The 15,566-nt window shown below is 38.8% G+C and carries 8 protein-coding genes, 4 tRNA genes and 3 rRNA genes; 12 read left to right on the top strand and 3 right to left on the bottom strand.

All coding sequences use genetic code 11. The annotated features are described in order from the left end of the window. Positions 1–32: 32 nt before the first annotated feature. From AC5LWZ_RS11835 to AC5LWZ_RS11795, 9 genes are all read left to right on the top strand, one after another. On the top strand, positions 33–1,103 hold the full coding sequence (locus AC5LWZ_RS11835) for an acyltransferase family protein (RefSeq protein WP_493463769.1): 1,071 nt from the start codon (positions 33–35) through the stop codon (positions 1,101–1,103). Between the two features lie 532 nt (positions 1,104–1,635). Further along, a 16S ribosomal RNA gene (locus tag AC5LWZ_RS11830) occupies positions 1,636–3,173 on the top strand. A gap of 55 nt (positions 3,174–3,228) precedes the next feature. Then, positions 3,229–3,305 (top strand) — tRNA-Ile (locus AC5LWZ_RS11825). 53 nt (positions 3,306–3,358) lie between these two features. Beyond that, positions 3,359–3,434: transfer RNA gene (locus tag AC5LWZ_RS11820), tRNA-Ala, on the top strand. A gap of 210 nt (positions 3,435–3,644) precedes the next feature. Beyond that, a 23S ribosomal RNA gene (locus tag AC5LWZ_RS11815) occupies positions 3,645–6,542 on the top strand. 134 nt (positions 6,543–6,676) lie between these two features. Then, positions 6,677–6,792, top strand: a 5S ribosomal RNA gene (gene rrf, locus AC5LWZ_RS11810). Together the 16S, 23S and 5S rRNA genes with 4 tRNA genes alongside form the textbook arrangement of a ribosomal RNA operon. A gap of 33 nt (positions 6,793–6,825) precedes the next feature. After that, positions 6,826–6,902: transfer RNA gene (locus AC5LWZ_RS11805), tRNA-Asp, on the top strand. Between the two features lie 8 nt (positions 6,903–6,910). Then, positions 6,911–6,986, top strand: a tRNA-Trp gene (locus AC5LWZ_RS11800). A 134-nt stretch (positions 6,987–7,120) separates the two neighbouring features. Continuing rightward, positions 7,121–7,459 carry a MaoP family protein gene (locus tag AC5LWZ_RS11795; protein ID WP_110447051.1) on the top strand — a complete coding sequence of 113 codons (339 nt, stop codon included), beginning with the start codon at positions 7,121–7,123 and terminating at the stop codon, positions 7,457–7,459. Between the two features lie 4 nt (positions 7,460–7,463). Here AC5LWZ_RS11795 and AC5LWZ_RS11790 read toward each other — a convergent pair whose 3' ends face one another. The 3 genes from AC5LWZ_RS11790 to znuC all read right to left on the bottom strand — a co-directional run bounded on the left by AC5LWZ_RS11790 (position 7,464) and on the right by znuC (position 10,678). Further along, the gene (locus AC5LWZ_RS11790; protein ID WP_493463768.1) at positions 7,464–8,987 is read right to left on the bottom strand and encodes a YifB family Mg chelatase-like AAA ATPase; all 1,524 of its coding nucleotides are present in this window, start codon (positions 8,985–8,987) and stop codon (positions 7,464–7,466) included. A gap of 120 nt (positions 8,988–9,107) precedes the next feature. Continuing rightward, positions 9,108–9,908 carry a zinc ABC transporter permease subunit ZnuB gene (znuB, locus tag AC5LWZ_RS11785; RefSeq protein WP_110447053.1) on the bottom strand — a complete coding sequence of 267 codons (801 nt, stop codon included), beginning with the start codon at positions 9,906–9,908 and terminating at the stop codon, positions 9,108–9,110. Further along, positions 9,908–10,678, bottom strand: a complete 771-nt coding sequence (gene znuC, locus AC5LWZ_RS11780) for a zinc ABC transporter ATP-binding protein ZnuC (RefSeq protein WP_110447054.1) — start codon at positions 10,676–10,678, stop codon at positions 9,908–9,910. Before znuC ends, znuB begins: the two co-directional genes overlap by 1 nt. A gap of 94 nt (positions 10,679–10,772) precedes the next feature. On the opposite strand from znuC, the gene znuA reads away from it, so the two are divergent. From znuA to mrcB, 3 genes are all read left to right on the top strand, one after another. After that, the gene (znuA, locus tag AC5LWZ_RS11775) at positions 10,773–11,717 is read left to right on the top strand and encodes a zinc ABC transporter substrate-binding protein ZnuA (protein WP_493463767.1); all 945 of its coding nucleotides are present in this window, start codon (positions 10,773–10,775) and stop codon (positions 11,715–11,717) included. 28 nt (positions 11,718–11,745) lie between these two features. Further along, entirely contained in the window at positions 11,746–13,107 is a 1,362-nt protein-coding gene (gene mepM / locus AC5LWZ_RS11770; RefSeq protein WP_294911017.1) for a murein DD-endopeptidase MepM, read from the top strand. 123 nt (positions 13,108–13,230) lie between these two features. Next, positions 13,231–15,555: a bifunctional glycosyl transferase/transpeptidase gene (gene mrcB, locus AC5LWZ_RS11765; protein WP_493463766.1), complete on the top strand. Its 2,325-nt coding sequence runs from the start codon at positions 13,231–13,233 to the stop codon at positions 15,553–15,555. The last annotated feature ends 11 nt before the right edge of the window (positions 15,556–15,566 follow it).

The following is a 15,566-nucleotide window of genomic DNA, read 5'->3' as shown; positions in this document are numbered from 1 at the left end:
TAAATTTTCTTCGTTAAATTTAGTGTGTTAAAATGGCAACAGTCAAACCTCAAAAAATCCACTCTATCCATGTATTACGTGGCGTAGCTATCATTATGATCGTCTTTAGCCATTGCTTAGGTGTTTTTAAAAATAGTAATTTAATCGCTAATAGTTATTTATTTTCTTTTTTGAATTTATTTGCTTTTAACTTCACCACTTTTTTTGTTTTAATTGCGGGTTTTTTATTTCAACATTTAACATACAAATATAAGGTAAAGGAATATTATTTATCTAAATTCAAAACAGTTGTATGTCCATATATATCAGTATCAATATTCTGTTTTTTATACTTTCACTATCAGTCTTTATCTAGCTTACCTTTTTTTTCATCTACTGAACCGAGTGCGCTTGGTTCTATTGTCAAGATGATGTTGACTGGCACGCAACTGTTACCATTGTGGTTTATGCCGATGATTATCATGATTTTTGCAATCAGTCCTTTACTATATTCCTGGTCTCAAAAAAGTTTGATTGTTATTGGTCTGATATCAATGTTTTGGGTAGTTATGTTCACTAAACCTGATTATACCCAGCCGTTATTAAATTTGTTGCATTATGGACCGGTTTATTTAACGGGTATGATGATAAAACAGAATTATGAAAAAATTATGCAATTAATTAAAGATAATCTATTGCTAGTAATTTTCTTTTTTGGTTTATGTTTTTGTATTCCATTTGCTTATCGTTATGTTGACTATTTAGGTGTTGAAAAACTTTATTATGATACATTACAAAAAATTATTTTATTTATTTTAGCGCTTTATTTTTTAGATGGTTTAAACCATAAGAATGAACATGGAAGAACATATAAGTTTTTTTCATATATGGCCAATATAAGTTTTCCAATTTACTTTATTCATGAAATTATCGTGTTACTTTTGGAACAACAAGTATTTAATTCACCAATAGCAGATGTAATTAGAACTGATGACGGACAATTAGCTTCACTTGGTGCAATTAGCTTTTTAATATCTACATTAACGATAAGTATCATTATAGCTAATCTGATAAAATGGGTATTTAAAGATAAAGCAAAATATTTAATTGGCGGTAATCGTTAAAATAAAATTGCTATTGAAAGAGAAAAAATAGTTTTTTTATTTTTTGGATGTTGAAAAATGTGACTTATAGCAAAGTTTTGTTTTTTATTATGTTTATAATAATTGCTGGGGAAATATTATAAATATACCAATATGAGTATTGAACAAATAAAAAACAAACGGAATCGTGATTGCAATTTTTCACTTGCCAAAAAAAAAGAAGTGCCTATAATGCGCATCCACTGACACGGCGTCAGCGACAAGCAGACAAAGGTCGTGTTAGTGAGCAAGGTCAAAAATTTTAAAAAAAGATCTTGACGAATGAAAAGGTGTAGCGTAGTATACGCAGCCCTTGAGACAGCAAACTGAAACAAGAAATTGTGAAGTAAATTAAAAAGCTGTCAGCTCTTTAAAAAGAAGAAACAGACAATCTGTGTGGGCACTTGCGAGACGAAAAATTAAAAGTCTACGGACTAAAAAAATTAAGTCTTGATAAGTGACACTGAAGATTCATTTGAATAATGTCAGAGACAGTTATTGAGCATCAAACTTTAAATTGAAGAGTTTGATCATGGCTCAGATTGAACGCTGGCGGCAGGCTTAACACATGCAAGTCGAACGGTAACATGAGTGCTTGCACTTGATGACGAGTGGCGGACGGGTGAGTAAGGTATGGGGATCTGCCGAATGGAGGGGGACAACAGTTGGAAACGACTGCTAATACCGCATAAAGTTGAGAGACCAAAGCATGGGACCTTCGGGCCATGCGCCATTTGATGAACCCATATGGGATTAGCTAGTTGGTAGGGTAAAGGCTTACCAAGGCGACGATCTCTAGCTGGTCTGAGAGGATGACCAGCCACACTGGAACTGAGACACGGTCCAGACTCCTACGGGAGGCAGCAGTGGGGAATATTGCACAATGGGGGAAACCCTGATGCAGCCATGCCGCGTGTATGAAGAAGGCCTTCGGGTTGTAAAGTACTTTCGGTAATGAGGAAGGTGGTGTATCTAATAGGTGCATCAATTGACGTTAATTACAGAAGAAGCACCGGCTAACTCCGTGCCAGCAGCCGCGGTAATACGGAGGGTGCGAGCGTTAATCGGAATGACTGGGCGTAAAGGGCATGTAGGCGGATAATTAAGTTAGGTGTGAAAGCCCTGGGCTCAACCTAGGAATTGCACTTAAAACTGGTTAACTAGAGTATTGTAGAGGAAGGTAGAATTCCACGTGTAGCGGTGAAATGCGTAGAGATGTGGAGGAATACCGGTGGCGAAGGCGGCCTTCTGGACAGATACTGACGCTGAGATGCGAAAGCGTGGGGAGCAAACAGGATTAGATACCCTGGTAGTCCACGCTGTAAACGATGTCGATTTGGAGTTTGTTGCCCTGAGTGATGGGCTCCGAAGCTAACGCGATAAATCGACCGCCTGGGGAGTACGGCCGCAAGGTTAAAACTCAAATGAATTGACGGGGGCCCGCACAAGCGGTGGAGCATGTGGTTTAATTCGATGCAACGCGAAGAACCTTACCTGGTCTTGACATCCACAGAATCTTGCAGAGATGCGAGAGTGCCTTCGGGAACTGTGAGACAGGTGCTGCATGGCTGTCGTCAGCTCGTGTTGTGAAATGTTGGGTTAAGTCCCGCAACGAGCGCAACCCTTATCCTTTGTTGCCAGCGATTCGGTCGGGAACTCAAAGGAGACTGCCGTTGATAAAGCGGAGGAAGGTGGGGACGACGTCAAGTCATCATGGCCCTTACGACCAGGGCTACACACGTGCTACAATGGCGTATACAAAGGGAGGCGACCTCGCGAGAGCAAGCGGACCTCATAAAGTACGTCTAAGTCCGGATTGGAGTCTGCAACTCGACTCCATGAAGTCGGAATCGCTAGTAATCGTGAATCAGAATGTCACGGTGAATACGTTCCCGGGCCTTGTACACACCGCCCGTCACACCATGGGAGTGGGTTGCACCAGAAGTAGATAGCTTAACCGCAAGGGGGGCGTTTACCACGGTGTGGTCCATGACTGGGGTGAAGTCGTAACAAGGTAACCGTAGGGGAACCTGCGGTTGGATCACCTCCTTACGAAGTGCTCGTAAGTGTTCACACAGATTGTTTGTTTAGAAAGAGTCACTTTATTGGGTCTGTAGCTCAGGTGGTTAGAGCGCACCCCTGATAAGGGTGAGGTCGGTGGTTCAAGTCCACTCAGACCCACCAATTCGACTGCTTAAGCTGATGGTTAGCTTGATTGGTTGATGAAGTGAGACAATGGGGCTATAGCTCAGCTGGGAGAGCGCCTGCCTTGCACGCAGGAGGCCAGCGGTTCGATCCCGCTTAGCTCCACCATTAAAGAAATCTCTTTTATCTATAAAAAAATTATGTTTGTATTTATTTGATATTCGAATGAATAGAAAGATAAAGCTCTTTAACAATTAGGAACAAGCTGAAAGAAACGAGTTCTCGTTTTTATGGCAAGCTGATATATGAAAATATATTGGATTGAGATAAGAAAGAGAAAAAAAGCGTAATTTAAACCAAGACAACTGTGAGTTGTAAGGTTAAGAAATTAAGCGTACACGGTGGATGCCTAGGCAATCAGAGGCGATGAAGGACGTGTTAATCTGCGAAAAGCGACGGTGAGCCGATAAAAGGCGCTATAGCCGTTGATGTCCGAATGGGGAAACCCAGTGTAGGTGACTACACTATCATCTGATGAATCCATAGTCAGATGAGGCGAACCGGGAGAACTGAAACATCTAAGTACCCCGAGGAAAAGAAATCAACCGAGATTCCCTAAGTAGCGGCGAGCGAAAGGGGAGGAGCCCAAGCGGGTAGCATAATGTATTAGTGGAAGCGTCTGGAAAGTCGCACGATAGAGGGTGAAAGTCCCGTACACGAAGATGCATTGTGTGGAAGCTTATAGAGTAGGGCGGGACACGTGATATCCTGTCTGAAGATGGGGGGACCATCCTCCAAGGCTAAATACTCCTGATTGACCGATAGTGAACCAGTACCGTGAGGGAAAGGCGAAAAGAACCCCGGGAGGGGAGTGAAATAGACCCTGAAACCGTGTACGTACAATCAGTGGGAGCTTTACCATTAGGTAATAGTGACTGCGTACCTTTTGTATAATGGGTCAGCGACTTATATTCTGTAGCAAGGTTAACCGAATAGGGGAGCCGAAGGGAAACCGAGTATTAACTGTGCGTTAAGTTGCAGGGTATAGACCCGAAACCCGGTGATCTAGCCATGGGCAGGTTGAAGGTTGGTTAACACTAACTGGAGGACCGAACCGACTAATGTTGAAAAATTAGCGGATGACCTGTGGCTGGGGGTGAAAGGCCAATCAAACCGGGAGATAGCTGGTTCTCCCCGAAAGCTATTTAGGTAGCGCCTCATGAGTAACTGTTGGGGGTAGAGCACTGTTTCGGCTAGGGGGCCATCCCGGCTTACCAACCCGATGCAAACTCCGAATACTGACAAGTTTAATCATGGGAGACACACGGCGGGTGCTAACGTTCGTCGTGAAGAGGGAAACAACCCAGACCGCCAGCTAAGGTCCCAAAGTCATAGTTAAGTGGGAAACGAAGTGGGAAGGCTTAGACAGCTAGGATGTTGGCTTAGAAGCAGCCATCATTTAAAGAAAGCGTAATAGCTCACTAGTCGAGTCGGCCTGCGCGGAAGATGTAACGGGGCTAAAACTATGCACCGAAGCTGCGGCAGCGTATTTAGATACGTTGGGTAGGGGAGCGTTCTGTAAGCCGTAGAAGGTGTATTGTGAGGTATGCTGGAGGTATCAGAAGTGCGAATGCTGACATAAGTAACGATAAAGCGGGTGAAAAGCCCGCTCGCCGGAAGACCAAGGGTTCCTGTCCAACGTTAATCGGGGCAGGGTGAGTCGACCCCTAAGGAGAGGCCGAAGGGCGTATCTGATGGGAAACGGGTTAATATTCCCGTACTGGCTATAACTGCGATGGGGGGACGAAGAAGGCTAGGTTTACCACCTATTGGATGGTGGGTTAAGCGTGTAGGGGTGTGATTAGGCAAATCCGGTCACTGATACTCTGAGGCGTGATGACGAGGCACTAAGGTGCTGAAGTAATTGATGCCCTGCTTCCAGGAAAATCTTCTAAGCTTCAGGTTATAGTCAATCGTACCCGAAACCGACACAGGTGGTCAGGTAGAGAATACTAAGGCGCTTGAGAGAACTCGGGTGAAGGAACTAGGCAAAATGGTGCCGTAACTTCGGGAGAAGGCACGCTGATGGTAATTGAAGTCCCATGCGGATGGAGGTGAAATCAGTCGAAGATACCAGCTGGCTGCAACTGTTTAATAAAAACACAGCACTGTGCAAACACGAAAGTGGACGTATACGGTGTGACGCCTGCCCGGTGCTGGAAGGTTAATTGATGGGGTTATGCGTAAGCAGAAGCTCTTGATCGAAGCCCCAGTAAACGGCGGCCGTAACTATAACGGTCCTAAGGTAGCGAAATTCCTTGTCGGGTAAGTTCCGACCTGCACGAATGGCGTAATGATGGCCAGGCTGTCTCCACCCGAGACTCAGTGAAATTGAAATTGCCGTGAAGATGCGGTGTACCCGTGGCAAGACGGAAAGACCCCGTGAACCTTTACTATAGCTTGACAGTGAACATTGAGCCTTAATGTGTAGGATAGGTGGGAGACTAAGAAGTGTGTACGCCAGTATGCATGGAGTCGACCTTGAAATACCACCCTTTAATGTTTGATGTTCTAACCTATACTTCTGAATCGAGGTAAGGGACACTGTCTGGTGGGTAGTTTGACTGGGGCGGTCTCCTCCCAAAGAGTAACGGAGGAGCACGAAGGTTAGCTAATCCTGGTCGGACATCAGGAGGTTAGTGCAATGGCAAAAGCTAGCTTGACTGCGAGAGTGACGGCTCGAGCAGGTACGAAAGTAGGTCATAGTGATCCGGTGGTTCTGAATGGAAGGGCCATCGCTCAACGGATAAAAGGTACTCCGGGGATAACAGGCTGATACCGCCCAAGAGTTCATATCGACGGCGGTGTTTGGCACCTCGATGTCGGCTCATCACATCCTGGGGCTGAAGTAGGTCCCAAGGGTACGGCTGTTCGCCGTTTAAAGTGGTACGCGAGCTGGGTTTAGAACGTCGTGAGACAGTTCGGTCCCTATCTGCCATGGGCGTAGGAAAATTGAGAGGGTTTGCTTCTAGTACGAGAGGACCGAAGTGAACGCACCGCTGGTGTTCGGGTTGTGATGCCAATTGCATTGCCCGGTAGCTACGTGCGGAATAGATAAGTGCTGAAAGCATCTAAGTACGAAACTAGCCTCGAGATGAGTTTTCCCTGATGAGAATCAGTAAGGTCCGTTTGAGACTAAGACGTAGATAGGTCAGGTGTGTAAGTGTAGTGATACATTGAGCTAACTGATACTAATGAACCGAGAGTCTTAACCTTACAACTCGGAGTTGTTTTGGATACGCGAAGGTAGAGATAGATTATGAGATAATCAAACAGTTTGTTCCGGATTGAGGGATTGTTGTGGATATGAGATAATGCACAGCAATAGAGATAAGAGAAGACAGAATATGTCTGGCGGTAATAGCGCGGTGGTCCCACCTGACCCCATGCCGAACTCAGAAGTGAAACGCCGTAGTGCCGATGGTAGTGTGGGTATTACCCATGTGAGAGTAGGGTGCCGCCAGACTTTTAAATTTTATATATACATACCAAATACGGTGGAGCGGTAGTTCAGTTGGTTAGAATACCTGCCTGTCACGCAGGGGGTCGCGGGTTCGAGCCCCGTCCGTTCCGCCACCTTTTCTAGGGGCGTAGTTCAATTGGTAGAGCACCGGTCTCCAAAACCGGGTGTTGGGAGTTCGAGACTCTCCGCCCCTGCCATAAATAAAGATGTTTTGCTCTAAATTTAATCACTTATTCAAATTTCTTTACATAAATAAAAAAATTTTGTTTACAGATTTACTTTGTCAATTATAATTCCCGCCCAACAATATTTATAATCTAGAGGATATAACATGGCTGAGAGTTTTGTAAGTCAACAACGTTTTTTTGATAATAAGAATTATCCAAGAGGTTTTTCTCGTCATGGTGATTTTACTATTAAAGAAGCTCAGATCTTAGAAAAATATGGTTGTGCTTTTAGAGATCTTGATACAGAAGTTAAAAAGCCAGCTACTCCAGAAGAAAAATCTTTTGTTGCGGTTTGTAAAGGGAAAAAAGAGCCATCTACTGATTATGAAAAAGCGTGGATAAAATACCTTTCTAAAATTAATAAACCAAAACGTTTTCATACATTATCAGGAGGAAAACCTCAAGTTGATGTAAGTGATGATTTTGTTGATAGTGATGATTAATGTTTTAGCCAATATTTTTATGCAGCTGAATTAATAATCTATCCATAGAACGATAACTCAGAGCTTCTGAAATGTGTTTTCGTTCTATGTTTTTTGAACAGTCTAAGTCAGCAATAGTACGTGATACTTTTAATATCCGATGCCACGCTCTAGCAGAGAGACCTAACTTGATTAAAGCCTGCTCCAAATAATTATTGTCTTCATCACTTAGTAGGCAATGTGTTTGAATCTCTTTTGGTGATAATTGACTATTTAATTTGTTATTTCTTAGCATTTGAATCTTTCTTGTATCAATCACTCTTTTCTTTACTTTTTCTGTTGTTTCTGCTGCAGTATCCTTTTGGCTTAATGTACCCCTTGGTAGTAATGGTACTTCAATAGAAATATCAAACCGATCTAAAAATGGCCCAGATAGCCTATTTAAATAACGTATTATTTGCTGTGGTGTTGTTCTGTTATGAGTGCCTTGATAATGACCTGTGGGACTTGGATTCATTGCAGCTATGAGTTGAAACCTAGCTGGAAATTTTATTTTTGCATTAGCTCTTGATATAACGATTTCTCCTGACTCAATAGGTTCTCTTAAGGCATCTAAAACTTTACGGTTAAACTCAGGTAATTCATCTAAAAATAAAACTCCATTATGTGCTAATGAAATTTCGCCAGGTCTGGGAATTGAGCCACCTCCTACTAGCGCCGCAATCGATGCACTGTGATGTGGTGATCTAAATGGTCTTGTTCGCCAATTCTGTATTGAACCATTTGAGTTAACAAGACTTGCAATAGCAGCACTTTCAAGAGCCTCATCATCTGATAATTGTGGTAATAATGATGTTAATCGTGTTGCTAACATGGTTTTACCTGTTCCTGGTGGTCCTATTAATAATAGATTATGTCCACCGGCTGCAGCAATTTCTAACGCTCTTTTAGCATGTTCCTGACCAATTATATCTTGTAGACTAGCGAGTTGATCATTTTCTTCTTGATACTGTCTATATTCGACTGCATGTAAGTTAATTTCATTATATAAATATTGACACAATTCCAGTAAATTATGTGTAATTAATGTATGATTTTGATGTATTAACGATATTTCAGATTGATTTTCAGCTGAAATAATTAAAGTACGATTATTTTTTTTCGATGATATAGCTGCAGGAATCGCCCCTTTCACAGCCTTAATTTCACCGGAAAGGGCTAATTCACCTAAAAATTCATATTTAGCAAGTTGATCCATTGGTATCTGTTCTGTTGCAGCAAGAATAGCAATAGCTATAGGTAAATCAAAACGACTCCCTTCTTTGGGTAGATCGGCAGGGGATAAATTAACGGTTATTTTCTTTGAAGGAAATGTAAAACCACTATTGATTATAGCACTTCTAACACGGTCTTTAGATTCTTTTACTGTTGCTTCTGGTAAACCAACAAGCACGAAGCCCGGTAAACCATTACTAATATGTACTTCAACGTTAATTTGAGGTGCTTGTATACCAATAGAGGCTCTAGTAAAAATAATAGCGAGAGACATAATATTATCATCAATAACATGGAAATTCTTGTTAGCTTATTATTAATTAAAAATTGTTATAAATAATAGATAGAAAAATACGTAGCTTCTCGCAATAAATTTTATATTTTTGCAAACATTTTAATTTTTCTTACTTAAAAATAATTTAGAAATAAATAGTGATATAAAAAATAAGCAAGTATTGCTTAATACAACAGAAGGACCTGTAGGAGTATCATAAACTAATGAAAATAGTATTCCACCAATGATTGAGCACATGCCAATTAATATCGCAATAATTGCCATTGATTCAGGATTTTTAGCATAGTATTTTGCAGTAGCTGCTGGGATGATTAACAGTGCTGTAATTATTAAAGCGCCAACAAATTTCATAGCAATACCTATCGTTAATGCTAGTAGTATGGTTAGAATAAATTTTGTTATTGGTACATTAATTCCATGACTAAATGCTAATTCTTCACTAACCGTAATAAATAAAAAATGATTCCACCGCCACACAAGCAATAGTCCAATTATTACTACACAGATGATTATTTGGTAAACATCAAACATCGTTATAGATAAAAGATCACCAAATAGATAGCCCATTAAATCAATGCGTATATTATTCATTAAACTTATTACAACTAAACCTAATGAAAGAGCGCTATGAGCTAAAATACCCAGTAAAGTATCAACAGGAAGTTGCTTTTGAGATTCTAACCATAATAATCCAATAGCTAATATCAATGTTACTAAAATAATGGCATAAAATAGATTGATATTTAAAAGAAAACCAAAAGCTACCCCTAATAATGCGGCGTGAGATAATGTATCACCAAAATAGGACATTCTTCGCCAAACAACAAATGTACCTAAAGGTCCTGTCAAACAGGTTAAACTTAATCCTGCCAGTAAAGAGGGTAACAGTAACTCGATCATTATTTTTTTCCTCGTTGGTCAGGTAATATAATTTTTTGATTATGTTGATGCTGGCAAAAATCATGGTCATGATTGTGATGATGTTTATATAAAGCAATTTGTGATGCGCCATGTTGTCCGAAAAGCGAAATAAACTCAGGATCATTTGAAACACTTGCTGGTGTTCCTGAACAACAAATATGGTGGTTTAAACAAATTACCTCATCAGTTTTTGCCATGACTAGATGTAGATCATGTGAAACCATTAATACACCACAGTTAAACTCGTGTTTTGCATCAATAATTAAATCATATAACAGTACCTGTCCATTAACATCAACGCCTTGTGTTGGTTCATCAAGAATGAGTAACTTTGGGCGTTTGGCTAATGCTTGTGCTAAAAGAACTCGCTGCAGTTCACCACCTGATAGTTGATGCATGGATCGATCTATCAAATATTCAGCCTTAACTAATGATAATGTTTTATGAATATCTATTTGACTTAATTGTTTATTTAACCGCATAAAACGTTTTACAGTAATCGGTAAAGTTGGATTTAAATTTATGGATTGAGGAACATAGCCGATAGTTAAATCACTTGTACGTTTAATGCTACCTGTAGTTGGTTTAATTAAACCTAAGATAACTTTGACAAGCGTTGATTTACCAGCACCGTTTGGCCCTAAAACTGTAATAATTTGATTTAAATTAACCGTTAATGAAATATCATATAATATTTTCTGGTTATTTATTTCAACAGAAATATTATCAAGTGACATTAATTGCGTCATGATATTATTAGTCCTTGCTGGTCAATGTGTTATGTTATATTATAACAATTATTCTGGTTTATTCCATCATATTTTATAAATATTGGATGATAATGTGACAACTTTAACTAACACTACTATAAAGTCTATCCGTTTTTTTTTATTAGTTTTTTTATCTATTTGGGCGCTAATAGTTAATGCTAATGCAACAATAATTTCTTCAGTAAGGCCTATTGGATTTATTACCGAAGCAATATCATCAGGTGTAATAGATACCGATATATTATTACCTGATGGCGCTTCACCACACACTTATTCATTAAAACCTTCTGATTTAATTAAAATCAAGAATGCAGACTTAATAATTTGGGTTGGCGAGAATATGGAAACTTTTATGCCAACTGTCTTAAAAAATATCGATCAACAGAAACAAATAGAATTAATGGATATCGCTGAAATTGAAACTTTACTTCGTACAAGCCATCAAGAAGATAAACATCATGGTAATGATATGCACATTGATAGTGATCACCATCATGGTGAATATGATGAACATATTTGGCTTTCCCCTAAAATTGCTAAAATTATTGCTAAATCAATTCATGCTAAACTGATCGACTTATACCCCAATAAAGCAGTAATACTTGATGCAAATCTAGACGAGTTCATTACAAATTTATCAGAAACGGAACAAAATATTGCAAAAAAACTAATTAACGTCCAAAATAGAGGCTATTTTGTGTTTCATGATGCTTATGGTTATTTTGAATCGCATTTCGGATTAAAGAATCTAGGAAGTTTTACCATAAATCCAGCAGTACAGCCTGGCGTTCAAACAGTTTATGCAATTCAAAAAGAATTAGCTGAACATCAAGCGGTCTGTGTTTTTAGAGAGCCACAGTTTAGCCCTGCAATAATTAAAAAGATAGTGAATGGTACGGATGTTCGAATTGGTGAGTTAAATCCATTAGGGACAGGTATCCCTATAACAAAAGATTCATATTCACACTTTTTATTTGCATTGACACAAGAACTGTTGGATTGTTTAGATAAAAAATAATTTAGATAATAGATAGTTAAGGTTAATTTTGGTACAGCAGATTAAATCCCCTGATAATGAAAAAAATAAGTTGAAGATTCCTTATTTTTCAATATTAGGCGTCCTTGTTGTTGTGATTTTAGTAACTATATTGTGGCGTCCTTTAAATCTAGATCGTACAGTATATGTTCCGTTAAATTCACAAGCGCAAACCACAGTGACAGATACGTCAACATCATCAGTTGTTATTGGTGATGGTCGAATAGATATGGTTGGTGATAAATCAAAATCGGAAAATATTACCGAATCATCCGATGTTCCAGAAGATGCTATTGCTAAAGATGAATTAGATGATATCTCTGAAGAAAAAAATAATACTGTACAATATACCATTGCACGAGGAGATACATTACACGATATTTTATTTCGTTATAATGTTAATAAAAATGACATTTTACAGTTAACAAGTAAATTTAAACAGCTGGCCAATTTAAGAATTGGCCAGCAAGTAAGTTGGACAACTGATGACAACCATAATTTATTAACTTTCAATTGGACAATATCAAGCAATAACGTTCGTATTTTTGAAAAGTCAGGTAATAAATTTATAGAAAGTTCTGAAACTATAGAAGGTACATCCGAAGATGTTGTCATTACAGGTGATCTTAAAACGAGTTTTGTTGCTGATGCACGTAAAGCGGGTTTGACAAGCAATGAAATAGGCATTATTACTCGCGCCTTGCAATGGCGATTGGATTTTCGTCGTTTAAAAGTCGGAGATAAATTTGCTGTATATTTGTCACGTGAAATGCATGGTAAAAGATTATCTAATAGCAAGCTTCTTGGTGTTCGGATTAAAAATGGAACTAAAGATTATTACGCTATTTTGGCTGATGATGGTAAATACTATGATATTAATGCAAGTAGTTTGTCTCAAAGTTTTTTCCGTTATCCTTTGGCTAAACAAGCTCGTGTATCATCAGGATTTAATCCACGCCGGGTAAATCCAGTTACAGGGATAGTTACAGCACATAATGGTGTTGATTTCGCTGTATCTCGAGGAACACCTGTTTTATCGGTTGGTAATGGTGAAGTTGTTATTGCAAAATATAGCGGTTCTGCCGGTAACTATGTTGCTATTCGACATGGTAGGCAATATATGACAGCTTATATGCATCTGGATAAAATTTTAGTAAAACCAGGACAACAAGTTAAACAAGGCGATAAAATTGGTTTGTCAGGTAATACAGGGCGTTCGACAGGACCTCATTTACATTTTGAATTACATATCAATAACAAACCAGTTAATCCATTAACTGCTAGTTTGCCAATTAATGAAGGTTTAACAGGTAAATCTAAGAAAGCATTTATTGAAAAAGTTAAAAATATTAAACCTAAACTTAGTTTTTAACTGATTTTTGTCTTCAAATCCATTATTTAAACTAAAAATTCTTATGTGAAAGAAGGCCAATGCATCAGAAAAAAGTTGTGCTATCATAAGACAATTTTATTTAACATAAATATCAGGTGCAGTTTGAAAAAAACAACGAAAAAGACATCTACTAAAAAAACTTCGAAGAAAAATAACAAATCATGGTGGCGCCGTGTCTGGTGGTTGCTATTTAAGTTATTTCTTATATTTGTTGCAGTAACTATTGTTTATGGAATTTATTTAGATCAACAAATTAAAGAGCGCATCGATGGTAATGTCTGGGAATTACCGGCTGCTGTGTACGGGCAAATTGTTGATCTTGAACCTGATAGTGATTATAGCCTGAGTGATGTAGTTACGCTGTTAAAAGGTGCACAATATCGTCAGCAAGATAGTAAAGCAACTCGTCCTGGTGAATTTGTTGTTCAAAACGATGCTGTTGAAATTTATCGACGACCATTTACTTTCCCTGATGGTGAAGAGCAAGCTTTTCGAGTCAGAATTACTTTTTATGATAACAGCATTGATCGTATATCTAATTTAGATACTGGTCGTGACTTTGGCTTACTTAAAATAGATCCTAAATTAATAACTATGATGCATTCACCTAACGGTGAACAACGACTTTTTGTCCCGTTAAAAGAATTTTCTGATTCGTTAATAAAAACCTTAATTGCAACTGAAGATAAACGTTTTTATGACCATCATGGTGTAAGTTTATATTCAATTGGACGGGCTATTTTTGTCAATTTGACCACTGGCCGAACCGAAGGTGGTAGCACATTAACACAACAAACAGTTAAAAACCTATTTTTGACTAATGAAAGAAGCTTAAGCCGTAAAATACGTGAAGCATATATGGCTATAATTTTAGATGCTCGTTATAGTAAAGAACGTATTTTAGAACTTTACCTAAATGAGGTCTATTTAGGGCAAGCTGGTAGTGAAGAGATCCATGGCTTTCCATTAGCGAGTCTTTATTACTTTGGACGCCCAGTTAATGAATTGACATTAGATCAACAAGCTGTATTAGTGGGGATGGTAAAAGGTGCTTCATACTATAATCCTTGGACTCAACCAGAACAAGTGATTGAACGCCGTAATGTTGTTTTAAAGCTTGCTGAACAACAAGGAATTATTGATGAGGAGTTATTCAACTTGCTCAGTCAACGTCCTCTTTCTGTTTTACCAAAAGGAGGGGTAATATCTCCACAACCAGCATTTATGCAAGTTGTGCGTAGCGAGCTGAGAAAACAGTTAGGTGATAAAGCGGATCACCTTTCCGGTATGAAAATTTTCACCACCTTTGATCCGGTTGCTCAAGCTGCAGCTGAACAATCTGTAACCAATGAAATTGAAAATTTACGCAAATCAACGAATAAAGATTTACAAACGGCAATGGTCATTGTCAGCCGTGAAACAGGTGAAATTCGTGCTATTATTGGTAGTGCTGAACCTCGTTATCCTGGTTATAACCGCGCGTGGTTAACAAGACGAGCAATTGGTTCACTTGCAAAACCATCAACTTATTTAACCGCATTAGGCCAACCGGGGCGTTATCAGCTTAATAGTTGGCTTGATGACAGTCCATTATCAATAAAGTTGGATAATGGTAGTTATTGGCAACCAAAGAATTTTGACCGCAAGTTTCGCGATAAAGTAATGTTAATTGATGCGTTAGCCCTTTCTCTTAATGTTCCTACCGTTAATTTAGGGATGGGATTAGGTTTAGATGCAACCAAGAATACTTTACAAGCATTGGGTGTACCTCAAGATCGTATTCCGAATTTACCATCAAGATTATTGGGTGCTCTAGAGTTAACGCCTTTAGAAACCGCACAGATGTTCCAAACTATTACTAATAATGGTCAACGGGCACCATTAACAATTTTAAGATATGTTTTATCCGACAAGGGTGAACTTGTTTATCAAAATTATCCACAACAAATTCAAGCGGTTTCTCAACAATCAGCTTATTTGACGACTTATGCGATGCAACAAGTAGTTGAATCGGGAACATCGCGTTCACTAAAAGCTAAATATGGATCATTTAATTTAGCAGCGAAAACAGGAACCAGTAATGATTCCCGCGATAGCTGGTTTACTGGAATTGATGGTAAAAATGTTGCGGTAGTTTGGATCGGTCTCGATGATCATTCTCCAATGAAATTAACCGGTGCAACGGGTGCCTTAAAAATATATAGTGAATACTTACAAAATAATCCACCAAAAAGGTTACAACTTCCCGTACCGCAAAATATATTTATGGTACCTATTGATAGTAATGGTCAATGGCAGTGTAATGGCGGTGGTGTACGTAGTTTGCCTGCATGGACAATCAATCCTCAAAGTTTATGTTCGGGTAGTCCTCAAGCTACATCTAATCAACAAGCGCCAAGTTGGGTGACAGATTTGTTAAATAATTAAATGAGGTTATT

It is taken from the genome of Gilliamella sp. LMG 34362 (assembly GCF_984569125.1).
This window is presented reverse-complemented; position numbering and strand designations above follow the sequence as displayed.

Bases quoted from the DNA above. Each gene is read 5' to 3' on its own strand.
- AC5LWZ_RS11790 (WP_493463768.1), bottom strand. From the start codon at position 8,987: ATGTCTCTCGCTATTATTTTTACTAGAGCCTCTATTGGTATACAAGCA.
- AC5LWZ_RS11835 (WP_493463769.1), top strand. From the start codon at position 33: ATGGCAACAGTCAAACCTCAAAAAATCCACTCTATCCATGTATTACGT.
- AC5LWZ_RS11795 (WP_110447051.1), top strand. From the start codon at position 7,121: ATGGCTGAGAGTTTTGTAAGTCAACAACGTTTTTTTGATAATAAGAAT.
- znuB (WP_110447053.1), bottom strand. From the start codon at position 9,908: ATGATCGAGTTACTGTTACCCTCTTTACTGGCAGGATTAAGTTTAACC.
- znuC (WP_110447054.1), bottom strand. From the start codon at position 10,678: ATGACGCAATTAATGTCACTTGATAATATTTCTGTTGAAATAAATAAC.